The following is a 24,913-nucleotide window of genomic DNA, read 5'->3' on the forward strand; positions in this document are numbered from 1 at the left end:
ATGCCCGTGTGAGCCTCTTGGAGCCCCTTCCCGAATATGGGGAGTCGGTCGGCGCCCGTTCAGGGCGGCACATGCGGACTCAGGTACCGGCAAACCCCCATTAGTGTCGGCGGTACCGGTAGACTGGTAGAGAATCCCGTCCGATGGACGGGACACGTCGATTAATGCCGAACGACGCAGCCGCTCCCGCGATCGCGGAGAACGGCTTGTGCTGTGCCAGAAAGGGCGCTTCGTGGCCGATTCCGGCAACCCCAACGAGAACATTCCTTCCACTGCTGCCGCCGGGACCGGCGAGGCCCTGGCGCCCTCGTCGTACGACGCCAGCGCGATCACCGTCCTCGAGGGGCTGGACGCGGTCCGCAAGCGCCCCGGCATGTACATCGGCTCGACCGGTGAGCGTGGACTCCACCACCTTGTGCAAGAGGTCGTCGACAACTCCGTCGACGAGGCGCTCGCCGGCCACGCGGACACGATCGACGTGACGATCCTGGCCGACGGCGGCGTCCGTGTCGTCGACAACGGCCGGGGCATCCCGGTGGACATCCACCCCGTCGAGAAGAAGCCCGCCGTCGAGGTCGTGCTGACCGTCCTGCACGCGGGCGGCAAGTTCGGCGGCGGCGGTTACGCCGTGTCCGGCGGTCTGCACGGTGTGGGTGTCTCCGTCGTCAACGCCCTGTCCACCAAGGTCTCGGTCGACATCAAGCGCGACGGCTACCGCTGGACGCAGGACTACAAGCTCGGTGTGCCGACCGCCCCGCTCGCCCAGCACGAGCAGGTCGCGGACTCCGGCACCTCCGTGACCTTCTGGGCCGACCCGGACGTCTTCGAGACCACCGATTACTCCTTCGAGACGCTCGCGCGCCGATTCCAGGAGATGGCCTTCCTCAACAAGGGCCTGACCCTGACGCTCACGGACGAGCGCGAGTCGGCCAAGGCGACGATGAACGCCGACGACCCCGACGCCGAGGCGGCCGAGGAGCAGCCGGCGAGGACGGTGAAGTACCACTACGAGGGCGGCATCGTCGACTTCGTGAAGTACCTCAACTCCCGCAAGGGCGAGCTCATCCACCCGACCGTGATCGACGTGGAGGCCGAGGACAAGGACCGGATGCTCTCGGTCGAGATCGCGATGCAGTGGAACTCGCAGTACACCGAGGGCGTGTACTCCTTCGCGAACACGATCCACACGCACGAGGGCGGTACGCACGAGGAGGGCTTCCGGGCAGCGCTGACGGGCCTGGTCAACCGGTACGCGCGCGACAAGAAGCTGCTGCGCGAGAAGGACGACAACCTCACCGGTGAGGACATCCGCGAGGGCCTGACGGCCATCATCTCCGTCAAGCTCGGCGAGCCCCAGTTCGAGGGCCAGACCAAGACCAAGCTGGGCAACACGGAGGCGAAGACCTTCGTGCAGAAGGTCGTGCACGAGCACCTCTCCGACTGGTTCGACCGCAATCCCAACGAGGCCGCGGACATCGTCCGCAAGTCGATCCAGGCGGCCACCGCCCGTGTCGCCGCCCGCAAGGCGCGCGACCTGACCCGCCGCAAGGGCCTGCTGGAGTCGGCGTCCCTGCCCGGCAAGCTGTCCGACTGCCAGTCGAACGACCCCACCAAGTGCGAGATCTTCATCGTCGAGGGTGACTCCGCCGGCGGCTCGGCCAAGTCCGGCCGTAACCCGATGTACCAGGCGATCCTGCCGATCCGAGGCAAGATCCTGAACGTCGAGAAGGCGCGGATCGACAAGATCCTGCAGAACACCGAGGTCCAGGCGCTGATCTCGGCCTTCGGCACCGGAGTCCACGAGGACTTCGACATCGAGAAGCTCCGCTATCACAAGATCATCCTGATGGCGGACGCCGACGTCGACGGCCAGCACATCAACACGCTGCTGCTGACGTTCCTCTTCCGCTTCATGCGGCCGCTGGTCGAGGCCGGGCACGTCTTTCTGTCCCGTCCGCCCCTGTACAAGATCAAGTGGGGTCGCGACGACTTCGAGTACGCGTACTCGGACCGTGAGCGCGACGCGCTCGTCGAGCTCGGCAAGCAGAACGGCAAGCGGATCAAGGAAGACTCGATCCAGCGCTTCAAGGGTCTCGGTGAGATGAACGCCGAGGAGCTGCGCGTCACGACCATGGACATCGAGCACCGTGTCCTCGGCCAGGTCACCCTGGACGACGCCGCGCAGGCCGACGACCTGTTCTCGGTGCTGATGGGCGAGGACGTCGAGGCCCGGCGCTCGTTCATCCAGCGCAACGCCAAGGACGTCCGCTTCCTCGACATCTGAGTCGGTCTCAGCTGACCGCACGAAAGGACTGAAGACCAGCAATGGCCGACGAGAACACTCCCGAGACTCCCGCCATCACGGACACCGAAGAGGAGGAGCAGCTGCGGATCGAGCCCGTCGGGCTCGAGACCGAGATGCAGCGCTCGTACCTCGACTACGCGATGTCCGTCATCGTGTCCCGCGCGCTGCCCGACGTACGGGACGGCCTCAAGCCCGTCCACCGGCGCGTGCTGTACGCGATGTACGACGGCGGCTACCGGCCCGAGAAGGGCTTCTACAAGTGCGCCCGTGTCGTCGGCGACGTCATGGGTACGTACCACCCGCACGGCGACTCCTCCATCTACGACGCGCTCGTCCGTCTCGCCCAGCCGTGGTCGATGCGGATGCCGCTGGTGGACTCCAACGGCAACTTCGGTTCCCCGGGCAACGACCCGGCCGCCGCCATGCGGTACACCGAGTGCAAGATGATGCCGCTGTCCATGGAGATGCTCCGGGACATCGACGAGGAGACCGTCGACTTCCAGGACAACTACGACGGCCGTAACCAGGAGCCGACGGTCCTGCCGGCCCGCTTCCCGAACCTGCTGGTCAACGGCTCGGCGGGCATCGCGGTCGGCATGGCCACCAACATCCCGCCGCACAATCTGCGCGAGGTCGCGGCCGGTGCCCAGTGGGCGCTGGAGCACCCGGAGGCCACCCACGAGGAGCTCCTCGACGCGCTGATCGAGCGGATCAAGGGCCCGGACTTCCCGACCGGCGCGCTGGTCGTGGGCCGCAAGGGCATCGAGGAGGCGTACCGGACCGGCCGCGGCTCCATCACCATGCGCGCGGTCGTCGAGGTGGAGGAGATCCAGAACCGCCAGTGCCTGGTGGTCACGGAGCTTCCGTACCAGGTCAACCCGGACAATCTCGCGCAGAAGATCGCCGACCTGGTGAAGGACGGCAAGGTCGGCGGCATCGCCGACGTCCGCGACGAGACCTCCTCCCGGACCGGCCAGCGTCTGGTCATCGTGCTCAAGCGCGACGCCGTCGCCAAGGTGGTCCTGAACAACCTCTACAAGCACACCGACCTGCAGACGAACTTCGGCGCCAACATGCTGGCGCTGGTCGACGGTGTGCCGCGCACGCTGTCCCTCGACGCGTTCATCCGCCACTGGGTGACGCACCAGATCGAGGTCATCGTCCGGCGGACGAAGTTCCGGCTGCGCAAGGCCGAGGAGCGCGCCCACATCCTGCGCGGTCTGCTCAAGGCGCTCGACGCGATCGACGAGGTCATCGCGCTGATCCGGCGCAGTGACACGGTCGAGGTCGCGCGTGAGGGCCTGATGGGCCTGCTGCAGATCGACGAGATCCAGGCGAACGCGATCCTGGAGATGCAGCTGCGCCGGCTGGCCGCCCTGGAGCGCCAGAAGATCGTGCAGGAGCACGACGAGCTGCAGGCGAAGATCAACGAGTACAACGCGATCCTCGCCTCGCCCGAGAAGCAGCGCGTCATCGTCAGCGAGGAGCTGGCCGTCATCGTCGAGAAGTTCGGCGACGACCGGCGCTCCAAGCTGGTCCCCTTCGACGGTGACATGTCCATCGAGGACCTGATCGCCGAGGAGGACATCGTCGTCACCATCACGCGCGGCGGCTATGTGAAGCGTACGAAGACGGACGACTACCGGTCGCAGAAGCGCGGCGGCAAGGGCGTGCGCGGCACGAAGCTGCGGGAAGACGACATCGTCGACCACTTCTTCGTCTCGACCACGCACCACTGGCTGCTGTTCTTCACCAACAAGGGCCGGGTCTACCGGGCCAAGGCGTACGAGCTCCCCGACGCCGGACGGGACGCCCGCGGCCAGCACGTCGCCAACCTGCTGGCCTTCCAGCCGGACGAGCAGATCGCCGAGATCCTCGCGATCCGCGACTACGAGGCCGTGCCCTATCTGGTCCTGGCCACCAAGGCCGGACTGGTCAAGAAGACCCCGCTGAAGGACTACGACTCCCCGCGCTCGGGCGGTGTCATCGCGATCAATCTCCGGGAGACGGGGGACGGCAGCGACGACGAGCTGATCGGCGCCGAGCTGGTGTCGGCGGAGGACGATCTGCTGCTCATCAGCAAGAAGGCGCAGTCGATCCGGTTCACCGCCACGGACGAAGCCCTGCGGCCCATGGGCCGTGCGACGTCCGGCGTCAAGGGCATGAGTTTCCGCGAGGGCGACGAACTGCTCTCGATGAATGTCGTCAGGCCCGGTACTTTCGTGTTCACTGCCACCGACGGTGGGTACGCGAAGCGGACCGCTGTCGACGAGTACCGCGTCCAGGGCCGCGGTGGCCTCGGAATCAAGGCCGCCAAGATCGTGGAGGACCGCGGTTCGCTCGTGGGCGCGCTGGTGGTCGAGGAGACCGACGAGATCCTCGCCATCACGCTGTCCGGTGGTGTAATTCGTACGCGAGTCAACGAAGTCAGGGAGACGGGCCGTGACACCATGGGCGTCCAACTGATCAACTTGGGCAAGCGTGATGCCGTGGTCGGTATCGCCCGCAACGCCGAGGCCGGCCGCGAGGCCGAAGAGGTCGACGGGGAGGCGGGCGCCGAGGACGGTGCAGCGGTCGACGCCGTCGAAACAGTCGAGGCCGTCGAGTCCGCCGAGACCGGTCGGGCCGGCGAGGGCACGGAGCCCTCGGCCGGGGAGCACGAGGAGTAGAGCGTGAGTGGAGCCACGGGTGCCGGATCGGCCGGCGGAGCTGCTGGACCGAACGGCACCCCTGGCTCCGCCACGGACTCCCAGGGGGTTACGGTGACGGACACCCGGGGGCCGCAGCCCCCGTACGAGACCTACGGCGGGGAGCAGCCGGTGCAGCAGGGAACGCAGCCGTACCACCCGCCCCAGGCGTACCCCTCGCCCCAGGGCGGTACGGGTACGCAGGGCGGCCAGCAGCACGCCGGTCACCCGGGGCAGCCCGGTCAGGCCGGAGGGCAGGCGGCCGCCGCCGTCCGCCGGCCGCGTACCGGAGCGACCACTCAGCCGCGGACGCGCAAGGCGCGGCTGCGGGTGGCCAAGGCCGACCCGTGGTCGGTGATGAAGGTGAGCTTCCTGCTCTCCATCGCGCTGGGCATCTGCACGATCGTCGCGTCCGCCGTGCTGTGGATGGTCATGGACGCCATGGGCGTCTTCTCGACGGTCGGCGGCACGATCAGCGAGGCCACCGGGTCGAACGAGAGCAACGGCTTCGATCTGCAGTCGTTCCTGTCGCTGCCGCGCGTGCTGGTCTTCACCTCGGTGATCGCGGTCATCGATGTGGTGCTCGCCACGGCGCTGGCGACGCTGGGCGCCTTCATCTACAACATCTCCGCCGGGTTCGTGGGCGGTGTCGAGCTGACGCTCGCCGAGGACGAGTAGACGAGGGGCCCGGGGGGTAGGAACCGATTTTGGGACTGCCCCCCACGTGCGCTAACCTTCAGGAGTCAGCGCGCAGCGCGGCGGGGCTATAGCTCAGTTGGTTAGAGCGCATCCCTGATAAGGATGAGGCCACAGGTTCAAATCCTGTTAGCCCCACAGTGACGATCGGCCCGGACGGAGACTCTCCGTCCGGGCCGATGTCGTATGTCGGGGGCGGGAGTTGGCCGCCCCCGGGGCGCGAGTCGGCCCGGGCTCAGGTCACCGAACGGTATCGATCGGTGTGTATAGTCGGGCGCCAGAAGTCCTCATACGTCAAGGAAAGACGAGGTCGCGCGGTGAAGAAGCTTCTCCTGGTCGCACTGGCCGCCATCGGCGGGCTCCTCGTGTACCGCCAGATCCAGGCGGATCGCGCCGAGCAGGATCTGTGGACGGAGGCGACCGACTCCGTGCCCGCAGGTTCGGGTGTGTGAGACGCAAACACGTCTGAGTGACAGAGCCCCGGCCGCTGAGCGGCCGGGGCTCTGTGCTGCTCGCCAGGGCCGCTCGGATGGTTGCTGCCTGTTGCCGGACCGTGACACCGAAGCCCTGAGTTCGCTTACGCAAACCAATAGCTTGCAAGGGCAAAGTCGCGGACGTGGACGAGGGGGCAACGGGTGACAGCACGGCTGCGGCGCCGCGCGGGGGCGGCGCTCATCATCGGCGGAGCGGCGCTCACTCTGGCAGCAGGACCGCTGCCGGCCATGGCGGCGGCCGGCACGGCAGTGGCTTCGGGTACGGCAGCCGGGAGTGCGGCGGCCGGCGGCACGGCGGCTGCGCCGCGCGTGGAGGGGACGAGCAGCCTCGTCATGGTTCTCGACTCCTCCGGCTCGATGGCCGACGACGACGGCACGGGACGCACGCGTATCGACGCCGCACGGCAGGCCGTCGGCACCGTCGTGGACGCACTCCCTGACGGATATCCCACCGGCCTGCGGGTCTACGGCGCGGACCGGCCCAGGGGCTGCACCGACACCCGTCTGGTCCGTCCCGTACGGGCGCTCGACAGGACGGCCGTGAAGCAGGCCGTGGCGTCCCTGGAGCCCAAGGGGGACACTCCGACCGGGCTGTCGCTCCAGAAAGCCGCCCAGGACCTTCCGAAGCCCGCCGACGGGGCGATCGGCACGCGCACGATCCTGCTGATCTCCGACGGCGAGGACAACTGCGGTACGCCGCAGCCCTGTGAGGTCGCCGAGCAGCTCGCGAAGGACGGCATCGGGCTGCGCATCGACACCGTCGGCTTCCAGGTCCGCGGAGCGGCCCGCAAGCAGCTGGAGTGCATCGCCGAGGCCGGCAACGGGCGTTACTACGACGCGCCCGACGCCGAGGCGCCGGCGCGCCGGCTGCAGCGCTCCGCCCAGTTGTCGGCGGACGGCTACCGCTTCCGGGGCGAGCGGGCCGGGGCACGCCGAAGCGCAGCGGTGCGCCCGCGCTCGCGCCGGGGCAGTACCTGGACACCATCGGGCCGGGAGAGAAACGGCACTACGCCGTCGACCTCGACGGCGTCTCCAGGGTGAACTTCTCCGCGACGGCGGTGCCGCAGCCGGGAGCGGCGGTGGACACCTTCGACGCACTGCGCACCAGGATCGCGTACGGCACCGACACGTCCGGCGGTTCCTGCGAGTCCAGCACGGAGCACTTCTTCCAGAAGGAGGGCGCGACGACGCTGACCTCGGCGGTCGCGCGCGTCCCGAGCGAGAAGGACTTCGGGACGTGTGACAAGGCAGGGCGCTACTCGCTCGTCGTCGAGCGCGAGAGCAAGAAGGGCTCGGACGCCGCGCGCTGGCCGCTGGAGCTGACGTACGGCGTCGAGAAGGCGCTCCCGCAGGGCGTCACGCCAGCCGAGTCCCAGCCCGAGTACGGAAAGGGCGACAAGGAGGCGGCCCTGCCTCTCGGCGACCCGAAGGACGTGGTCGGCGGCACCGGTTTCAACGACGCCGAGGAGCTCGGCCAGGGCGTGTGGCGCGACCGGGTGCTGCCCGCGCAGACCCTCTGGTACAAGGTGCCGGTCGGCTGGGGACAGCAGCTGCGCTACGACGTCGAGTTCGCCAACGAGCCGCGCTGGAGCGGGGACACTCCTCGACCCTGTCGTACGGAGCCACCGAGGTCTACACGCCGGCGCGGGCGCCCGTGGGCGGCGGCACCGCCGAGTTCGTCCCCCAGACGGTCTACAACGGGCGCCCTGCCGCGCTGAAGATGGGCACGGTCCCGGTCTCCTGGACCAACCGCCACGAGAACCACCCCAATGTCATCCCCGTGCACGCCAAGGGCGACTTCTACATCGCCGTCACGCTAGGCGCCCGGGCCGCCGAGATCGCGGCGAACCCGCAGATCGGTCTGGTGCTGCGGGTGGCTGTGCTCGGCGAGGAGAAGGCCGGGCCGCAGCACGACGCCCCCGTGCCGGCGAAGAAGTCGGACGGCGAGGCGGACAACGGGGGCGATTCGGCCACGCGCGCAGACAGCGGTGGGACTGGCGGGGCAGGATGGACCGGCACTGCGACCGCCGCGGCGGCGGGCGGCGCGGTCGTGCTGATCGCGGGGCTCCTCTTCGTACGCGTACGGGCGATGCGGCGCAGGGCTGCCACGACCGCGTCGGCGGCCACGGCGGCGGGCACGGCGACAGGCACGGACACGACAAGGGGAAGCGTGTGATGAGGCAGCGCAGCAGGGGCCGGGTGACGCTGGCCGGAGTGGCGGCGATGTGCGCGGTTGCCGCGCTGCCGGGCGGGACGGCGTGGGCGGCCGGCGAGCCCAATCCGTACGCCTTCGACACCGACGCGCAGACGATCGAGGGCGCGGAGAGCACGGCGAACGCCAAGGCGCTGAAGGACGGTACGACGTACCACTCCTCGATCGGCCCCGGCGGGAAGCTCAACTACCGCGTGGACCTGGACGCCGAGAAGAACGCGTACGTGTCGGTCGTCGCCGTCCCCAAGCTGGGGACGAAGTTCGCCTACGGCGACGGCATCAAGGTGAGCCTGCAGAACAGCCAGGGGAGCAACTGCAGCAGCAACCACGCCCTGGCCGGATCGGCCGCGTTCGCCAGGCCCTTCGCCGCCTACGCGTACCGCACCGTCGAGAGGGACGGGTCGAGCTGCCAGAAGGCCGGCGCGTACAACGTGCTGGTCGAGCGCACAGGCTCGGCGACCTCCACCCCCGAGGACTGGGAGCTGGAGATCCGCCATGTGACCGAGCCCGCGCTCAAGGACGGCGGGCCGACCGAGGCGCCCAGCGAGTGGCCATCCGCCTCGCCCGCCCTGCCCGGTGGCGGATCGAAGGAGAGGGCCGGAGGCACGAGCTTCAACGACGCCGCCGAGATCTCCGAGGGCGAGTGGAACAGCCGGATGAAGGCCGGCCGCACGTACTTCTACCGGGTGCCGGTCGACTGGGGGCAGCAGATCTTCGCCACCGCGGCCATCGGGAGCGGGTCGGGCAACGACTACGTCGGCAACGCGCTGAACATGCAGCTGTACAACCCCGTGCGCGGCTTCGTCACCGACGGCAGCACGGCCTACGACGGCAAGCAGAAGGAGGCGGCGCTGAACCCGCTGCCGGAGGTGGCGTACGAGAACCGCTACGACAGCAGCGCCAAGGTCAACGGCATGCGGTTCGCCGGCTCGTACTACCTCGCGGTCAGCCTGAACCCCGAGCTCGGCGAGAAGTACGGCGAGGAACCCTTCGGTGTGACCCTGCGGCTCAATGTCGAGGGCTCGGCGAAGGCCGCGCCCGCGTACGTGGGGCCGCTCGGCGACTTCGGCGTCTCGGAGGGCGAGAAGGCGGAGAAGAGCAGCACGATGAAGCTGGTCGGCGCCGCCGGCATCGGCGCGGGGACCGTGCTGGTGCTCGGGCTGGGGGCCTGGATGCTGGTCGCGCGGAGGCGCGTGGCCGGGCAGCCGCACGTGCTCCCGGCCTCGGCCCAGGGCCAGGCCCAGGCGCCGATTCAGCCGCAGTCGCGGCCGCAGTCGCAGTCGCAATACGGACCGCCGGCCGCCTGGTGATGGGGGCGGTCAGGCCTGGGTGAGCGCCCAGATGCCGACCGCGAAGCAGACCAGGGCCACAAGCAGCACCGGGATCGCCACCTTCGGGGGCGGTCCCGGCCGCTTCTGGGGAGCGGCGGGGGCGGGCGCATGGGAGACGGGGGGTGCCTGGACGGGAACCTGCTGGCCGTGGGCGGTGTATTGACGAGTAGGAGCTTGTTCGTACGGCACCGCCGCCGTCTGGGCCTGGGAGAAGTCCGGTGCGGCGGCGTGATGGGGGGAGGCCGCATGCGCGGGGACGGGGGGCTGCGCCGGGGGCTGGTCCGGCGGCGGGGCGAGATGGAAGGAGCCGGTCTCGGAGGGGGACGGCATGGAAGGCGCCACCGTCGGCTGACCGTGGCCCGTCTGCTGTCCGTACTGCTGTCCGGTCCGAGGTCCTGGCTGCTGAAGACCCGTGTTCTGTCCCGTGTGGGGCCCGTTGCTGTATCCGGTCTGGTGGGTGTACGGGCCGGGTTGGGCCTGCGCGGCCTGCGCCGGCTGGGCGGGCGCGGCCTGGGCGGCGGGAGCGGACGCCACCGGGCCGTCGGGCCCGAAGCCGGTCGGCAGCGGCCCGAGTTGGTCGAAGACCTCGACCGGCTCGTCGTCGATGCCGGGCTCCGGGAGGAGCTCGACGGCGGAGGTCAGCGCCTTGCGCGCGCCCGTGGCGGTACGGAACCGGGCCTGCGGATCGGGCTGCAGCAGGCCCGCGAGGACCTGCCACAGCGGTTCGGGGATGCCCTGCGGGGCCCCCGGGGTCCCGTGCGCGGCGAAGTGCTCGACCAAGGCACGGGAGTCGGGCTTCTGACCCTGGAGCAGATAGAGCGCGACGAGCCCCACCGCGAAGAGATCGGCCGGGAAGTCCGGCTCAGCGCCCATCATCTGCTCGGGCGCGAAGTAACCGGGCGTCCCCACCACATAGTTCGTCTCGGTCAGACGCGGCTCGCCCTTGCGCATCGAGATACCGAAGTCGGACAGCCGCAGATGCGGCCGCCCGGTCCCGGTGGCCTCCAGCAGGATGTTGGCCGGCTTGATGTCGCGGTGCACGACCCCCTCGGCGTGCACCGCGGCGAGTCCGGACAGCAGCTGGTCGAGCAGGGTGCAGACGAAGCGCGGCGGCAGCGGGCCGTAGTCGCCGATGACGTGCGCCAGTGACCCACCGCTCACCAGGTCCATGGTGAACAGGACCTTGTCGTCGTCCGCGGCCCAGCTGGCCGGGGCGAGGACATGGGGATGGTCGATGCGCAGAGCCTGCTCGCGGACGAAGCGCAGCAGCGTGTGCGCATCGCTCTGCTGCAGGACCTTGGCGGCCACATAACGCCGCCGCCGATGGTCCCAGGCACGCCAGACCGCGCCGACTCCACCGCGACCGATGGGGTCGATCAGCTCGTACCGACCCGCGAAGACCTCACCCATTGCGCTGCGCCCGCTCCCAGTTCCCTGTTCCGGCGTCGTGCCTCGTCCGGCTTCGTCCGGCGTCCTGCTGCCTCGTTCAGCTCTGGTGCGACTCGTAGTGGGCGACCGCCTCCGCGGTCCGCCCGGCGCCGTACACCCGGAGGAACTCTGCCAGTTCCGGGTGCGTCCGGGCGAGCGTGTCCGCCGCATCGATGATGTCGCCGGCCGCGGCCACCGACCGCAGCAGGGACTGGATCTCGCGGACCACCCGGCGCACCGTCGGCGCGCCGGAGCTGGTCGTGGTCTGGCCGGTGCCGGTGAGCACGGATCCCCCCTGCGACTTCTTGATCTCGTCCATCCGGTCCGTGGCCTCGGCAGCGCTGATGCTCCCGTCGGCGACCTGCCCGGCCAGCTCCTGCAGAGCCTGGACACGCTGGACGACGGCGGGGTTGCCGATCTTGGCCCGCTGGCCGCTCATCAGCTGGGAGAGCATCGGAGCCGACAGCCCGAGCACCGCCGCGAGCCGGGCCTGGTTCAGCCCCAGATCGTCGATCAGCCGACGGAAGAGCGCCCCCAGTGGCTCTCCGTACCAGCTGCGCTGGAGCTCTCTGGCTCTGGCGGTGGCGTCCTGCTGTGCTGCATCCATGTGCGTCTCCCCATCGCTTCCCCATGCGTCGGCTTCGCTGCTGCGAACCCGTCGAGCATCCTACGGAGAGTGGTCGAATACCGGGAGTCCCAATCCTTTTGCAGGATCCCCGGGGTAACCCGGTACTCTGGTCTGCGTTCCGGGGCCTTAGCTCAGTTGGTAGAGCGCTGTCTTTGCATGGCAGATGTCAGGGGTTCGACTCCCCTAGGCTCCACCCTTGCACCCCCTCTGACCTGCGGAAACGCGGTTTGAGGGGGTGTTTTGCGTCCGGGAGGCCGACACGGACCCCGGTGGCGCCGTGGTGGGGCCTCGCTGATTTCGGCGTACACGACAGAACCGGGATGCTCACAGAGGCTCCGCGTCGAAGGATCGTCCCAGCTTGTCCAGCGCTTGGGATGCCGCTGCGCAGGCGGGCGCGTGGGGCGGCGGCCGTGACTGCAGTCCTGGCTCGACGCGTTCGATCTCCACCGTCGTGCGGTGCAGCTGGGAGCCTCTGTGTCCGCGCTCGCAGGATTCCGCGCCCTCTTCTCCGTGGCGGGTGTCCGGCTGCCGGTGATTTCGTTCCTGGCGCGGTTGCCGGCCGAGATTTGCCCCATCGGCACGTTGCTGATGCTGACGGAGCTGGACGGCATCGAGCCCGCGGATCGCCGCCGGAATGCTGTGGACCGGGCAGGCGGTGGGCGGACCCCACTGGGGAGGCTCGCCGACCGGCGGGGCACCGGCCGGTGATCCTGGGACCATCCGTCGCGAACGCGGCCGCGGCCGCCGCTCTCGTGGCCGCGGTGCTCACCGATGTGCCGACCGTCGTCGTGGGGGCCCTCGCCGCCGCCGTCGGCCTGACGGTGCCGCAGATCGGGCCGCTGTCCCGGACCCGGTGGATCGCCCTCACCGACAGCGGGGAGCTGACAGGGCGGGCGCTGGCGTTCGACGCTGAGCGTGCTCGTCGGCATGGCCCTGCTCCAGGGAATGATCTGGGGCAGCGCGAACGCGGGCATCAGCTCGCCGGCCAAGCAGCTGGGCGACTCCGGGATGGCCGGGTTCGTATGGGGCGCCATGGAGGTCACGAGCGCGCTCGCCGGTGTGGCAACCACGCTGCGCCCCGGAGCGCTGGATCTGACGGTCCGCCTCCGGTCGGCGATCGTGCAGCAGGCCGTCCTGCTGGTCCCCCTGCTCATCGTCGACAACTACCTCGGCCCTGCGGCCCTCGCGGGCATCGGGCTCGCCGTCGCCCCGCACCTCATTGCCGTGTTCGGCCTCGCCGAGCGGGTCGCGCCGCCGGCGCGGATGGGAGAGGCGATGGCCCTACTCGGCAGCGGGCTCATCGCCGGCCAGGGCATCGCTGCCGCCAATGGCGGGTCGGCTCGCCGAGGATTCGGGCTACCAGGCGGCCTTCGCCCTGAGTTGCGCGTCCGGTCTCGCGGCGGTACTGGTCGCTCTCGTCCTGGTGCGGCAGAAGGCCTTCGCGGCCCCGGCAGAGGCCCTGGCAGAGCCGCTGCCCACGGCTTGGGCGGGCATTTCGGCGGCGGGCCGGGTCCGGAGGCCCAGGGCCGTACGGGTGGTGTTCATCCGAAGATCTGTCGACCCGTGGCGTAGATCCCACGATTCCCGAGATGCGTCCACATCATGAGGAAGGTATGTAAAACGCCCTACCCGAAAGCGAGGGGTCATGGCCGCCGCCGTCAAGGTCAAGAAGTTGTGGACCGCCTTCATCTCCCTGCTCATCGCACTGCTCGCCCCGCTGGGGTTCGCTCCTTCCGCCTCGGCCGCTCCGCAGCCGGCCAACCAGCAGCCGGAGGAGCCCACGGCTCAGGACCAGCCGCGCACCACGGCTGCGGGACGCGGAGAGCGGGTGAGAGTGGTCAGGCCCAGGCAACCGCGTGACCGCTCCCTGCCGCCGACCATCAAGCAGCGCATCCGAGCAGAGGCCCACGGCGCCTCCCCCGCGGTACGCCACCTGCCCGCGCACGACTCCGAGGACGACGTGCAGGGATCCTCGTCGGCCGCCGACCCCCGGCTCGTCGCCGACCCCCGGCTCGTCGCGGACCCGCGGCTCGTCGCGGCGGCGGCATGAGGCGCCGGGAAGACCTCGTCGCTCCCGACGCCCCGTGCCTGGGTCGTCACGCCCGCCTCGTCCGTCCCGCCCGCTCGGGTCACTGCGCCCGCTTCGGTGACTGCGTCCGCCTCGGCCGCCACACCCGTTCGGATCGCTGCGCCGGCCTCCGCCGCCGCACCCGCTCGGGTCGCTGCGTCCGCCTCGGCCGCCACAGCCGGATCGGCTGTTCCGCCCGGTCAGCCCACCTCGGCCACCCAGGTACGGATACGGCGTCCGGCGTCAGCCGACTGCATGCGACCCCTGGTCAGCGACGGTCCTCGGGGTTCGCCTCGGCTTCGGACTCCGCCTGCTTCGCCTGAACCTCCGGGTCCAGCACCGTCTGGCCACTCCGGTCCACCGACGCAAGCGGAGTGCCCGGATCGGAGACCTCGGTGGGAGCCGGCGGCTCGACGAGCCAGTCCGGGTTGGCCTGCTTGTCCCACCACTTCCAGGCGGCGAAGAGCCCGATGGCCACCACACTGAGGATGCCCACACCCTTGGCGACCCGGCCGGCCTTGGCCCGCCGCTCGTGCTTCCTGGCAAGCTTCCGGATCTCCTTCGCCGACACCTGACCGCGCAGCGCGGCCAGGGCAGCAGCGGATCGGGCTGCGGCCTCCTGCCCCACGGGCTGAGCGACCGCGACGGCGCTCTCGATCCGCGGCTTCGTGTAGTCCGCCGCCTGACGTGCGGCTTTCCGGGTCATGACGGCGGCCCGGTGAGCCGCGTCGTCGACCTTCGGCGGCACATGCGGGGCCACACGCACGCGGTACTGGACACGAGCCTGACGACGGGCCTCGTGCGCGGCGTGGGACACCTTCGGCGCGAGGTAGTCACGAGCCTCCTGTGCGTACTGAGCGGCCTGGTCCTTGGCCGTGTCGGCGTAGGGCGCCACCACTTCCGCGGCGTGCAGCACGCTTTCCTTCGCCGTACCGGTCGCGGCGCGCACGCTGTCCATGCGGGTCACGGGATCCTCCTCCTCGGTGGCGTTCGCGGGGGTCTGGGAGGTTGTCTTCCCAGGCAAGGCACAGTTCGCCTTTCCACCCTTTTCGAAATCATGCCCGTTAGGCGCGGGGTCGGCATGCGGTACGGGCATCCGGGTCACGGTTTCTGTGACGACGGCACTTCCGTGCAAGGATCGGAGGACGTCAGAGAAGACCTAAGGAAGGCACATCGTGGCCGAGCAGCTTTACGCCACTCTGAAGACCAGCCAAGGCGACATCAAGGTCCGGCTCCTGCCCAACCACGCGCCGAAGACGGTCAAGAACTTCACCGAGCTCGCCACCGGTCAGCGTGAGTGGACGCACCCGGCGACCGGCAAGAAGTCGACGGACAAGCTGTACGACGACACGGTCTTCCACCGGGTGATCAGCGGCTTCATGATCCAGGGCGGCGACCCGCTGGGAAACGGCACGGGCGGCCCGGGCTACGAGTTCGCGGACGAGTTCCACCCGGACCTGGCCTTCGACAGGCCGTACCTGCTGGCCATGGCCAACGCCGGCCCGGGCACCAACGGCTCGCAGTTCTTCATCACCGTGGCGCCGACCGCCTGGCTGACGCGTAAGCACACCATCTTCGGTGAGGTCGCCGACGAAGCCAGCAAGAAGGTCGTGGACGCCATCGCGACCACCCGCACCAACCCGCGCACCGACCGCCCGATCGACGACGTCGTGATCGAGTCCGTCGTGATCGAGACCCGCGAGGGCTGACCCCGCGCGAGGCGATTCCCGTACGGGAACCTTCCGCCCCGCTTGTCCGTAAGACGAGCGGGGCGAAGCACTGTCAGGAGACGAGGGGACCTCATGGATCAGGCGCCAGGAAGCTCGGACCAGCCCCATGCGGCCCCCGGGCTGCCGAGCTGCTACCGCCACCCGGGCCGCGAGACGGGCATCAGCTGCACCCGCTGCGAGCGGCCGATCTGCCCGGAGTGCATGGTCAGCGCCTCGGTCGGTTTCCAGTGCCAGGAGTGCGTGCGCACGGGCTCCGGCACGGGGCACGCTCCGTCCGCGAGCCGGCCCCGCACGATCACGGGGGGTGCGGTCGCCTCCGGGGACCCGCAGCTGCTCACCAAGATCTTGATCGGGATCAATCTCGCCGCGTTCCTCGTGCAGATGGCGGTCGGTGACCAGTTCACCGAAGCGTACGAGCTGCTCGGGAGGGCCTTCGTCCCCAGCCTCGGGGATGTTCAGGGCGTTGCCGAGGGGCAGTCGTATCGGCTGCTCACCGCGATGTTCCTGCACGGCAGTGTGATGCACATCGCCTTCAACATGCTCAGTTTGTGGTGGGTCGGTGGACCGCTCGAAGCCGCTCTCGGCAGAGTCCGCTACATCGCGCTCTACCTGATCTCCGGACTTGCCGGCAGTGCGCTGGCCTACTGGCTGGCCGCCCCCAACCAGCCGTCCGTGGGTGCCTCCGGCGCGATCTTCGGTCTGTTCGGTGCCATGGCCGTGCTCATGCGCAGGCTGAACTACGACATCCGGCCCGTCATCGGGCTGCTCGTGGTCAACCTGATCTTCACGTTCGTCCCGTGGTTCGGCATCTCCTGGCAGGCCCATGTCGGCGGCCTGATCGCGGGCACCGTCGTCGCCTTCGGCATGGTGCACGCTCCGCGTGAGCGACGGACCCTCGTTCAGGTCGGTACCTGTGCACTCGTCCTGCTGGCGATCATCGTGACCGTCGTCCTGAGGACCCAGTCGCTCACGTGAGCACGAGCTTTCCCCAGAGTTGTCCACAGCGTGTGGTGGATCTTGTGCATCCCGTGGAGAACAACTGTGCCCCTTGTCCCTGAGCTGGGTTTCCCCAGGAGGGACAAGGGGCGGGCAGTGGTGGCGGTTGTCGCTGGAACGGCCGCTGTAGTCACACCGGCGTCAACAGTCTCTGAGTTATCCACAGATCGTCAGACCTTTTCCCACCGCTGTGGACAACGCTGTGGATAACCTCGGGGCAGAGCTTGACAACCGCCGTCAGGCGGTTACTTCCACTGTGTGGATACGGCGAAGCCGCCCGCGATGAAGCCGAAGCCGACGACGATGTTCCAGTTGCCGAAGGACTGGATCGGCAGCCGGCCGTCGGTGACGTAGAAGACGACGATCCAGGCCAGTCCGATGAGGAACAGTGCCAGCATCACCGGCGCGACCCAGCTGCTGCTCGACAGCTTGATGCTGGTCGCCTGCTTCGTGGCGGGGGGCGGCGTGAAGTCGGCCTTCTTGCGGATACGTGACTTCGGCACGAGGGACTCTCCTGTCGATGCGCTGCGTGACCGCGCAGGGGAACTGTGGCTGGCGCCGGGGTGGGAACGAGGGGGATCACGCCCTCCCCCGGGCGTCCGTTAGCGTAGTGCTTCCGCGGCCACCGTAGGAGTAAGGGTACGTTGAGCAATTCCGCCGACTCCCCCCACGGGCCGGACCGCCGCTTCGCATGGCGGCCCGTCCGGCTGCTGACTGCTGCCGTTTTCGCGCTCGCCGGGCTGATTTTCGTCACCAGCTTCAACACGGCCAAGGGCACCAACCTCCGCACCGACGACTCGCTGCTGAAGCTCTCCGACCTGATCCAGCAGCGCAGCGACAGGAACGCCGAGCTGGACGAGTCCACGGCCGCGGTCCGCAAGGACGTCGACGCTCTCGCGCGCCGCGACGACGGTTCCACCCAGGCCGAGGACGAGAAGCTCCAGGCCCTGGAGGCGGCCGCCGGGACCCAGAAGCTCAGCGGTCAGGCCGTCTCCGTCACCCTCAATGATGCTCCGCCCAACGCCCAGGCAGCCCCCGGCTATCCGGAGCCGCAGGCCAACGACCTCGTGATCCACCAGCAGGACCTCCAGGCCGTGGTGAACGCGCTCTGGCAGGGCGGCGCCAAGGGCATCCAGGTCATGGACCAGCGGCTGATCTCCACCAGTGCCGTCCGCTGTGTGGGCAACACCCTGATCCTCCAGGGACGCGTCTACTCCCCGCCGTACAAGGTCACCGCCGTCGGTGACCCCGGCAAGCTCAAGCGCGCCCTGACCGCATCGCCCGCGATCCAGAACTACCAGCTGTACGTGGAGGCCTACGGGCTCGGCTGGAAAGTCGACGAGCACGAGGCGGTGACTCTCCCCGGCTACTCGGGCACAGTGGATCTCCACTACGCGAAGCCTGTGAGCTAGCTCCCGGGAGGGGTCGCCGGTGTCGATGCGACAGGTGCGACTGATCGTCAGGACTTTCAGCGAGATCAGCATCACCGCGGGCACCGTGATCGTGCTTTTCGTGGTGTACGTGCTGTTCTGGACCGGAGTGAAGGCGGCGGGCGCGGCGGACGGCGAGATCGTCAAGCTGCGGGAGGAGTGGGTACAGCTCGCCGTCGAGCCGTCGACGGCGGCACCGGAGTCAGCGGCGCCCGCGCCGCCGGCCCCGAAGGCGTATGTGGACGGAAAGCCCTTCGCCGTCATGTACGTACCCCGCTTCGGCGCGGGCTGGGACTGGCCGGTGCTGGAGGGCACGGCGGCCGGGACGCTGAAGAAGGGCCTCGGCCACTACGCCGCCACCGCCCGGCTCGGTGCGACAGGGAACTTCTCGGTGGCGGGACACCGGCGCACGTACGGCGACCCGTTCAAGGACTTCCCGAAGCTCCGCCCCGGCGATGCGGTGATCCTCAACGACGGGACGACCTGGTTCACGTACCGCATCAAGCAGAAGCCCTACCGGACCGTCCCGGGCGATGTCGCCGTCATCGACCCCGTGCCCGGCCGGTCCGGCTTCGACGGGCCCGGCCGGTATCTGACGCTGACCACGTGCGATCCCGAGTGGGGCAGCAGTCACCGGCTCATCGTCTGGGCGCACCTCGATGCCACCCAGCCTGTGACGGACGGCAAGCCGGAAGCTTTCCACAGCTGACCCACGGGCCCCCGGCGACCTTTAGTCTGGTTCCGTACCGAACGGAAAGGGACAGCATGTACGGCTGGATCTGGCGTCACCTGCCGGGCAACGCATGGGTGCGGGCGCTCATCTCGCTCGTGCTGATCCTCGCGGTCGTCTATGCGCTGTTCCAGTACGTGTTCCCCTGGGCGGAGCCTCTGCTTCCGTTCAACGATGTGACGGTGGACGGCCAGTGAGCGCGCGGATTCTCGTCGTCGACAACTACGACAGCTTCGTCTTCAACCTCGTCCAGTACCTGTACCAGCTGGGCGCGGAGTGCGAAGTCGTGCGCAACGACGAGGTGTCCACCTCGCACGCGCAGGACGGCTTCGACGGTGTGCTGCTCTCGCCGGGACCCGGTGCGCCCGAACAGGCCGGGGTGTGCATCGAGATGGTCCGTCACTGCGCCGCGACCGGCGTGCCCGTCTTCGGCGTCTGCCTCGGCATGCAGTCGATGGCGGTGGCGTACGGCGGAGTCGTCGACCGCGCCCCCGAGCTGCTGCACGGCAAGACCTCGCTCGTGCTGCACGAGGGCAAGGGCGTCTTCGCCGGGCTGCCCTCGTCGTTCACCGCGACGCGTTACCACTCGCTGGCCGCGGAGCCGGAGACCGTGCCGGACGAGCTGGAGGTCACGGCGCGCACGGAGGACGGCATCATCATGGGGCTGCGCCACCGTGAACTGGCTGTCGAGGGCGTGCAGTTCCACCCCGAGTCGGTGCTCACCGAGCACGGACACCTGATGCTCGCCAACTGGCTGGAGCAGTGCGGCGACACGGGCGCGGTCGGCCGCTCGGCAGGGCTCGCGCCGGTGGTGGGCAAGGCTCTGGCGTGAGCGGCGAGGGGGGATCGCCGTGGTTCGGGGCCGGGAGCGTGCCTGCGCAGTCCCAGGGGCCCCAGGAGCCGCAGGAGTGGTCTGGCTACCGCCAGTACTCCGTGGACGACCCCGAGGGCTACCAGGGCGACTGGTACGGGCAGCAGGCGCAGCCCCAGTACGTGCCCGGGCCGGCGCCGACGCCTGTCCCTGAGCCCGTACCGGAGGCTGCATACGTGGCTCCCTCGTCGTCCGCGTACATGCCGCAGCCCACGACCGGGTACGTGACGCCGTTTTCGCACGAGCCGGAGCCGGTGCCGGTGCGTGTGCCCGACGACGAAACCGTCGCGCTCAGGACCGCCGACACCCGCCAGGCCGACCCGGCCGCGTCCGAGGAGCAGCCCACCGGAGGCCGCGCGGAGCGCCGCAGGGCCGCCAAGGCCCGAGGCAGGCGGCGCCGGGGTGCGCAGCCGCCACCGGCACCCGCGAGGGCGGCCGAGACCGGCGCCGGCGCCCCGCTCTCCCGTGTCGAGGCGCGCCGGGCCGCCCGTGCCCAGAAGGACAGCCCGGCCGTCATCGCCAGCCGGGTCTTCGGTGAGCTCTTCATCACCGTCGGCGTGTTGATGCTGCTCTTCGTCACGTACCAGCTGTGGTGGACGAACATCCTTGCCGGACAGCAGGCCAACGCCGCCACCGACAAGATCCAGGACGACTGGGCGAAGGGCCGCGCCCCCGGCGCGTTCGAGCCGGGCCAGGGCTTCGCCATCATGCACATCCCCAAGCTCGACGTCGTCGTGCCCATCGCCGAGGGCATCGACAAGCACAAGGTGCTCGACCGCGGCATGGTCGGCCATTACGCCGACGGACGGCTCAAGACCGCCATGCCCTCCGACAAGCAGGGCAACTTCGCGGTCGCCGGCCACCGCAACACCCATGGCGAACCGTTCCGCTACATCAACCGCCTCACGCCCGGCGACTCCATAGTCGTCGAGACCCAGGACGCGTACTACACGTACAAGATGGCGAGCATCCTCCCCCAGACCTCGCCGTCCAACGTCAGCGTGATCGGCCCGGTACCGCCCGGCTCGGGCTTCACCAAGCCCGGCCGGTACATCACACTGACCACTTGCACCCCCGAATTCACGAGTACCTATCGAATGATCGTGTGGGGCAAGATGGTCGATGAACGGCCGCGCAGCAAGGGCAAGCCTGACGCGCTCGTCGGCTGACGGAGCACGGATCTCAACGGACTTCAGACGAAAGTAAACAGGGACAGGGACAGGTGCAGTGGCACGTGCGCGCAGCCGGATCGCCGGCGTCATCAGTGTCTTCGGCGAGCTGCTGATCACCGCGGGGGTGCTACTGGCGCTCTTCGTCGTCTACTCGCTGTGGTGGACGAACGTCCTCGCCGACCGCGCGGCGGCCAAGGACGGCGACCTGGTGCGCGACCGCTGGGCGGGCGGCCCGGGCGCCCTGGATACCAAGGACGGCATCGGCTTCCTCCACGTACCCGCCATGAAGAACGGCGAGGTGCTGGTCAAGAAGGGCACCGACCCCAAGACCCTCAACGACGGCGTCGCGGGCTACTACACGGACCCCATCAAGTCGGCCCTCCCGAGCGAGAAGCAGGGCAACTTCACGCTCGCCGCGCACCGCGACGGCCACGGCGCCAAGTTCCACAACATCCACAAGCTCAAGACGGGCGACACGATCGTCTTCGAGACGAAGGACACCTGGTTCGTCTACAAGGTCTTCAAGGACCTCAAAGAGACGTCCAAGTACAACGTGGAGGTGCTGCAGCCGGTCCCGAAGGGTTCGGGCAGGTCCAAGCCGGGCCGCTACATCACCCTGACGACCTGCACGCCCGTCTACACCTCCGACTACCGGTACATCGTCTGGGGCGAGCTGGAGCGCACGGAGAAGGTCGACAATGACCGCACGCCTCCGGCGGAGCTGCGCTGACTGAGCTCCTTCGAGGAGCTCAGTCAGGAAGGACTCAGGTCCTCGAAGGACCTCAGTCGTCGCCCTAGAATGGCCGAGGCTCGAAGCCGCAACTTGGACTTGCGGCTTCGGGCCTTTCTGCGTCTACCCGTCGCAGTTGCTACTGCAGGATCGGCAGCGGTACCCCAGCGCTCCACTTTTCGAGCTGGGTGCGGTCCACGACGGTGATGCCGTATGTCTCGGCGATGGCGCGCGCATCGGGTGTGAAGGCGGTCGTCGCTACGAAGAGAGCCACGTCCGCCTTGTGCTGGACGAAGGAGGCGCCGAGGAATTTCTGGAGCTCGCCGCTCCACACCGGACGGTAGGGCGCAAAGGTCTTGCACTGCACGACTACCCTGCGACCGTCCGCCGTCAGAGCGGTGACATCCACTCCTCGGTCACCCGGCCCTCCGTGAACGACGACGTCTGTGCAACCGTCGCGGCGGAGCAGCACGGCGACGTGGTGCTCGAACTCCCTCCAGTTCATGGCGTCGATCGACGCCATGATTCCGGTGTACGGGCGCGGGCCTTGGGCGTGTTCGAGGTGCCGCAACCGACGCTGGTGGTCGCAGAGCCTCCGCTCGATCTTCTGGACGTCTTCCCGGAGAGAGATCAGCTCCTTGCCGTGCTCGCCGGCGGTCTCGATGAGGGCGTTGAACATGGGGACGACGGTCTTGCCGAGGATGTGGGTGATCCGACCGTCGATGCGATCGTCCAGGTTCTGCGCCTCGTCTTCCACCTCTCCCGTGGGTCGTGTGCGGGCCACGTACTCCATGTCGAGGAGGTACGTCCGCACCTGACGGGCGACTTCGCTGTCACGCAGGAGCATGGCGATGTTGAGGATGGCTCGACGGGGGTAGAGCGTGAGGCTGGAGCGAGGCTGTGGATAACTCTCCGAATAGAGTGACAGGATGTCACGCTTAAATTCTTGCAGGTCAGCGCCCTGCAGTGTGCGCATGCCGTTGAATGTCAGTTCTTCCCGATGACGCGACTTGATCTGGCGGATCACCTCAACGGTGACGTCGAAGTATGTCGCCACCATGGCTGTCGTGACGTGCCTGCCGTCCGGCAGCAGCGACAGCGCCTTCACCTTGTTGAGCACTTCCGTACGCTCGGCCATGCCCTCACGCAGCGACCTCGACTCCAGCAGTACTGCTTCGTTGATCACGTTTGTGCCCTCTCGGCTCGTCCGGTGTTCATGTGGTCGAGGTGAGGTTGATTGCTCCACCCCACCCCACCGGTTGAAACGAGTCGGGACATATGAAGACACGATCGATGGTCGCTGTTGTGTACGCACGAGGCGTGAGACCAACCGCAGACAAGAAGCCCCGGCACCCGTGAAGGGTGTCGGGGCTTCTTGTCTGCCTCGGGGGCGGCTAGCGGCTAATCGGAGCCTCCGGTGAAGCCGCCGTCATTTCCGCCGTTCTGGCCGTTCCCGCCGGCGGCGCCAAGGACGACGGGCGTGGTGGCCGGGTCCACCGGCGTGCCTGGCTGCGGGTTCTGACTGAACACCTGGGCGTTGGGGTCGTTCGAGCCCTGGACCTGGATGTTCTTGAATCCAGCCGCCTCAAGCTCCGCCCTGGCCTGGGCCACCGAGCGGAGGCGTGCCTCCGGCATCGGGATCTGGGCCGTCTGCGGGCCCTTGGAGACCTGCAGGGTGACCGTGCTGCCCTTCGGCCGCTTGGTGTTGGGCTTCGGGTCCTGGTCGACGACCGTGTTCACAGGCTTGTCGGAGTCGACGTCCGCCCGGGCGACGGTGAAGCCGAGGGTCTCCAGCTGGGCCTTGGCGGCGTCGAACTGCGAGTCCACCACGGGCGGAACCGTGATTCCCTGCTGCTTGGCGATCTCCAGGGTGATCGTGGCCCCCTTCTCCGCCTTGGTGTTGCCCTCGGGGTCCTGGCTCACGACCGTGCCGGCCTCCTGGTCGGACTCCACCGACTTGGTCTCGACCTTGAAGCCCTTGTCCTCAAGGATCTTGGTGGCGTTCTCCTCGGACTTCTCCGTGACGTCCGGCACCTCGACCAGCGGCGCGCCCTCCGAGACGATGACCTGGATGGTCTCGCCCTCGTTCATCTTGGCGCCCTCGGTGGCCGCCGGCGTCTGGCTGCAGATGTTGCCCTTCGGCTCGTCGCAGCGGTCGGTCCCGGACTGTTCGACCTTGACCTTCGCGTTGATCCCGAGTTGCTGGGCTTCCTTGAACGTCTGCCCGACGAGGTTCGGGACGTCGATCTTGCCGCTTCCGCCGCCGTCCCCGCCGAAGACCGACTTGCCGATGAGGATCGCGCCGACGAGCACCAGGATGCCCGCGACGACGAGCAGGATCGTCGAGGTGTTCGACTTCTTCTGGCGGCGGCGGTCGGGACGCTCGTCGTAGCCGCCGTAACCGCCGTCGTCCGGGTTCATGGGCGGCAGCATCGAGGTCTGGCCGGCCGGGTCGGCGTGGCGCAGCGCCGTCGTCGACTGGTCGTCGCCGTGCCCGTGTCCGTGCTGGGGGCCGTACCCGCCGCCGTAGCCGACCGCGCCCATGGCCGCCGTCGCCGCGACCGGCTGGCCGTCGAGGCAGGCCTCGATGTCGGCGCGCATCTCGTCGGCGGACTGGTAGCGGTAGTCGGGGTCCTTGACCAGCGCCTTGAGGACGATGGCGTCCATCTCGGGCGTGATCTCGGGGTCGAAGACGCTGGGCGGCTGCGGCTCTTCCCGTACGTGCTGGTAGGCGACCGCGACCGGGGAGTCCCCGACGAACGGCGGCCGGACCGTCAGCAGCTCGTAGAGGAGGCAGCCGGTGGAGTAGAGGTCGGACCGGGCGTCGACCTGCTCGCCCTTGGCCTGCTCCGGGGAGAGGTACTGGGCGGTGCCGATCACGGCAGCGGTCTGGGTCATGGTCATGCCGGCGTCGCCCATGGCGCGCGCGATGCCGAAGTCCATGACCTTGACCTGGCCGGTGCGCGTCAGCATGACGTTCGCCGGCTTGATGTCACGGTGGACGATGCCGTTGCGGTGCGAGTACTCGAGCGCCTGGAGGATGCCGATGGTCATCTCCAGCGTGCGCTCGGGCAGCAGCTTGCGCCCGGAGTGCAGCAGCTCCCTGAGTGTGGAGCCGTCGACGTACTCCATCACGATGTACGGGATGGAGACGCCTTCTACGTAGTCCTCGCCAGTGTCGTACACCGCGACGATCGCAGGATGATTCAGCGAGGCGGCCGACTGGGCCTCACGGCGGAACCGGGCTTGGAAGGACGGGTCGCGGGCGAGATCGGCCCGCAGCGTCTTCACGGCAACGGTGCGGCCGAGCCGGGTGTCGTGGGCGAGGTACACCTCGGCCATGCCACCGCGGCCGAGCACCGAGCCCAGCTCGTACCGGCCGCCGAGGCGACGCGGCTCTTCCAT

General features: G+C 68.9%; 22 protein-coding genes, 2 tRNA genes and 1 pseudogene. 19 read left to right on the forward strand and 6 right to left on the reverse strand.

Translation table 11 applies throughout. The features are described from left to right. Positions 1 to 208: 208 nt before the first annotated feature. The 7 genes and pseudogenes from gyrB (at position 209) to ACFV9O_RS00920 (ending at position 9,704) form a co-directional block, all read left to right on the forward strand. Complete coding sequence (gyrB, locus tag ACFV9O_RS00890; protein ID WP_385410754.1) at positions 209 to 2,284, forward strand: DNA topoisomerase (ATP-hydrolyzing) subunit B; 2,076 nt, start codon at positions 209 to 211, stop codon at positions 2,282 to 2,284. A 41-nt stretch (positions 2,285 to 2,325) separates the two neighbouring features. Beyond that, entirely contained in the window at positions 2,326 to 4,974 is a 2,649-nt protein-coding gene (gyrA, locus tag ACFV9O_RS00895; RefSeq protein WP_385410756.1) for a DNA gyrase subunit A, read from the forward strand. A 93-nt stretch (positions 4,975 to 5,067) separates the two neighbouring features. After that, positions 5,068 to 5,670, forward strand: a complete 603-nt coding sequence (locus ACFV9O_RS00900) for a DUF3566 domain-containing protein (RefSeq protein WP_385410758.1) — start codon at positions 5,068 to 5,070, stop codon at positions 5,668 to 5,670. Positions 5,671 to 5,752: 82 nt separating this feature from the next. Next, positions 5,753 to 5,826: transfer RNA gene (locus ACFV9O_RS00905), tRNA-Ile, on the forward strand. 179 nt (positions 5,827 to 6,005) lie between these two features. Then, entirely contained in the window at positions 6,006 to 6,140 is a 135-nt protein-coding gene (locus ACFV9O_RS00910) for a DLW-39 family protein (protein WP_003958712.1), read from the forward strand. Between the two features lie 270 nt (positions 6,141 to 6,410). Continuing rightward, positions 6,411 to 8,358 (forward strand): annotated as a pseudogene (locus ACFV9O_RS00915) (VWA domain-containing protein). Beyond that, positions 8,358 to 9,704, forward strand: coding sequence for a hypothetical protein (locus ACFV9O_RS00920; protein WP_385410760.1), 1,347 nt, complete (start codon positions 8,358 to 8,360; stop codon positions 9,702 to 9,704). The pseudogene ACFV9O_RS00915 and the gene ACFV9O_RS00920 overlap by 1 nt, the downstream one beginning before the upstream one ends. A gap of 9 nt (positions 9,705 to 9,713) precedes the next feature. Here the strand turns inward: ACFV9O_RS00920 and ACFV9O_RS00925 are convergent, their stop codons facing one another. Next, entirely contained in the window at positions 9,714 to 11,135 is a 1,422-nt protein-coding gene (locus ACFV9O_RS00925; protein WP_385410762.1) for a serine/threonine-protein kinase, read from the reverse strand. 76 nt (positions 11,136 to 11,211) lie between these two features. Beyond that, the gene (locus ACFV9O_RS00930) at positions 11,212 to 11,760 is read right to left on the reverse strand and encodes a helix-turn-helix domain-containing protein (protein ID WP_385410764.1); all 549 of its coding nucleotides are present in this window, start codon (positions 11,758 to 11,760) and stop codon (positions 11,212 to 11,214) included. Between the two features lie 141 nt (positions 11,761 to 11,901). On the opposite strand from ACFV9O_RS00930, the gene ACFV9O_RS00935 reads away from it, so the two are divergent. The 4 genes from ACFV9O_RS00935 to ACFV9O_RS00950 all read left to right on the forward strand — a co-directional run bounded on the left by ACFV9O_RS00935 (position 11,902) and on the right by ACFV9O_RS00950 (position 13,831). Further along, positions 11,902 to 11,974 (forward strand) — tRNA-Ala (locus ACFV9O_RS00935). Positions 11,975 to 12,255: 281 nt separating this feature from the next. Continuing rightward, entirely contained in the window at positions 12,256 to 12,489 is a 234-nt protein-coding gene (locus ACFV9O_RS00940; protein ID WP_385410766.1) for a hypothetical protein, read from the forward strand. A 219-nt stretch (positions 12,490 to 12,708) separates the two neighbouring features. Then, positions 12,709 to 13,353 (forward strand): hypothetical protein, encoded by a 645-nt coding sequence (locus ACFV9O_RS00945; protein ID WP_385410768.1) that lies wholly within the window; start codon positions 12,709 to 12,711, stop codon positions 13,351 to 13,353. Between the two features lie 73 nt (positions 13,354 to 13,426). Next, positions 13,427 to 13,831, forward strand: coding sequence for a DUF6344 domain-containing protein (locus ACFV9O_RS00950; protein WP_385410770.1), 405 nt, complete (start codon positions 13,427 to 13,429; stop codon positions 13,829 to 13,831). Between the two features lie 286 nt (positions 13,832 to 14,117). On the opposite strand, the gene ACFV9O_RS00955 is transcribed toward ACFV9O_RS00950, so the two are convergent. Beyond that, positions 14,118 to 14,816, reverse strand: a complete 699-nt coding sequence (locus ACFV9O_RS00955; RefSeq protein WP_385410772.1) for a DUF5324 family protein — start codon at positions 14,814 to 14,816, stop codon at positions 14,118 to 14,120. Positions 14,817 to 15,024: 208 nt separating this feature from the next. Here ACFV9O_RS00955 and ACFV9O_RS00960 point away from each other — a divergent pair, with 208 nt between their 5' ends. Together ACFV9O_RS00960 and ACFV9O_RS00965 are read left to right on the forward strand one after the other, a co-directional pair. Continuing rightward, positions 15,025 to 15,558, forward strand: coding sequence for a peptidylprolyl isomerase (locus ACFV9O_RS00960; protein WP_385410774.1), 534 nt, complete (start codon positions 15,025 to 15,027; stop codon positions 15,556 to 15,558). 93 nt (positions 15,559 to 15,651) lie between these two features. Continuing rightward, positions 15,652 to 16,554: a rhomboid family intramembrane serine protease gene (locus tag ACFV9O_RS00965; protein ID WP_385410775.1), complete on the forward strand. Its 903-nt coding sequence runs from the start codon at positions 15,652 to 15,654 to the stop codon at positions 16,552 to 16,554. A gap of 266 nt (positions 16,555 to 16,820) precedes the next feature. Here the strand turns inward: ACFV9O_RS00965 and crgA are convergent, their stop codons facing one another. Next, complete coding sequence (gene crgA / locus ACFV9O_RS00970) at positions 16,821 to 17,078, reverse strand: cell division protein CrgA (protein ID WP_385410777.1); 258 nt, start codon at positions 17,076 to 17,078, stop codon at positions 16,821 to 16,823. A gap of 141 nt (positions 17,079 to 17,219) precedes the next feature. Here crgA and ACFV9O_RS00975 point away from each other — a divergent pair, with 141 nt between their 5' ends. From ACFV9O_RS00975 to ACFV9O_RS01000, 6 genes are read left to right on the forward strand one after another with little or no spacing between them, the layout of a single operon-like run. Then, the gene (locus tag ACFV9O_RS00975; RefSeq protein ID WP_385410779.1) at positions 17,220 to 17,987 is read left to right on the forward strand and encodes a DUF881 domain-containing protein; all 768 of its coding nucleotides are present in this window, start codon (positions 17,220 to 17,222) and stop codon (positions 17,985 to 17,987) included. Positions 17,988 to 18,012: 25 nt separating this feature from the next. Then, a complete protein-coding gene (locus ACFV9O_RS00980) occupies positions 18,013 to 18,714 on the forward strand; it encodes a class E sortase (RefSeq protein WP_385411102.1) in 702 nt (233 codons plus the stop codon). A gap of 56 nt (positions 18,715 to 18,770) precedes the next feature. Then, the gene (locus tag ACFV9O_RS00985; protein WP_385410781.1) at positions 18,771 to 18,932 is read left to right on the forward strand and encodes a hypothetical protein; all 162 of its coding nucleotides are present in this window, start codon (positions 18,771 to 18,773) and stop codon (positions 18,930 to 18,932) included. Beyond that, entirely contained in the window at positions 18,929 to 19,567 is a 639-nt protein-coding gene (locus tag ACFV9O_RS00990) for an aminodeoxychorismate/anthranilate synthase component II (RefSeq protein ID WP_385410782.1), read from the forward strand. The genes ACFV9O_RS00985 and ACFV9O_RS00990 overlap by 4 nt, the downstream gene beginning before the upstream one ends. Continuing rightward, entirely contained in the window at positions 19,564 to 20,775 is a 1,212-nt protein-coding gene (locus ACFV9O_RS00995; RefSeq protein WP_385410784.1) for a class E sortase, read from the forward strand. The genes ACFV9O_RS00990 and ACFV9O_RS00995 overlap by 4 nt, the downstream gene beginning before the upstream one ends. Positions 20,776 to 20,833: 58 nt before the next feature. Further along, positions 20,834 to 21,508, forward strand: a complete 675-nt coding sequence (locus tag ACFV9O_RS01000; protein WP_385410786.1) for a class E sortase — start codon at positions 20,834 to 20,836, stop codon at positions 21,506 to 21,508. 139 nt (positions 21,509 to 21,647) lie between these two features. Here ACFV9O_RS01000 and ACFV9O_RS01005 read toward each other — a convergent pair whose 3' ends face one another. After that, positions 21,648 to 22,694 (reverse strand): restriction endonuclease, encoded by a 1,047-nt coding sequence (locus ACFV9O_RS01005; RefSeq protein WP_385410787.1) that lies wholly within the window; start codon positions 22,692 to 22,694, stop codon positions 21,648 to 21,650. Between the two features lie 215 nt (positions 22,695 to 22,909). Continuing rightward, entirely contained in the window at positions 22,910 to 24,913 is a 2,004-nt protein-coding gene (gene pknB, locus ACFV9O_RS01010) for a Stk1 family PASTA domain-containing Ser/Thr kinase (protein ID WP_385410788.1), read from the reverse strand.

Origin of the sequence: Streptomyces sp. NPDC059909 (assembly GCF_042730885.1) — a bacterium.
GTDB lineage: Bacteria > Actinomycetota > Actinomycetes > Streptomycetales > Streptomycetaceae > Streptomyces.

What these genes read in the sequence shown, in the direction of transcription:
- ACFV9O_RS00950 (WP_385410770.1), top strand. Translation starts at nt 13,427, where the DNA reads ATGGCCGCCGCCGTCAAGGTCAAGAAGTTGTGGACCGCCTTCATCTCC.
- ACFV9O_RS00965 (WP_385410775.1), top strand. Translation starts at nt 15,652, where the DNA reads ATGGATCAGGCGCCAGGAAGCTCGGACCAGCCCCATGCGGCCCCCGGG.
- ACFV9O_RS00945 (WP_385410768.1), top strand. Translation starts at nt 12,709, where the DNA reads ATGGCCCTGCTCCAGGGAATGATCTGGGGCAGCGCGAACGCGGGCATC.
- gyrA (WP_385410756.1), top strand. Translation starts at nt 2,326, where the DNA reads ATGGCCGACGAGAACACTCCCGAGACTCCCGCCATCACGGACACCGAA.
- pknB (WP_385410788.1), bottom strand. Translation starts at nt 24,913, where the DNA reads ATGGAAGAGCCGCGTCGCCTCGGCGGCCGGTACGAGCTGGGCTCGGTG.
- ACFV9O_RS00980 (WP_385411102.1), top strand. Translation starts at nt 18,013, where the DNA reads ATGCGACAGGTGCGACTGATCGTCAGGACTTTCAGCGAGATCAGCATC.
- ACFV9O_RS00920 (WP_385410760.1), top strand. Translation starts at nt 8,358, where the DNA reads ATGAGGCAGCGCAGCAGGGGCCGGGTGACGCTGGCCGGAGTGGCGGCG.
- ACFV9O_RS00930 (WP_385410764.1), bottom strand. Translation starts at nt 11,760, where the DNA reads ATGGATGCAGCACAGCAGGACGCCACCGCCAGAGCCAGAGAGCTCCAG.
- ACFV9O_RS00985 (WP_385410781.1), top strand. Translation starts at nt 18,771, where the DNA reads ATGTACGGCTGGATCTGGCGTCACCTGCCGGGCAACGCATGGGTGCGG.
- ACFV9O_RS00925 (WP_385410762.1), bottom strand. Translation starts at nt 11,135, where the DNA reads ATGGGTGAGGTCTTCGCGGGTCGGTACGAGCTGATCGACCCCATCGGT.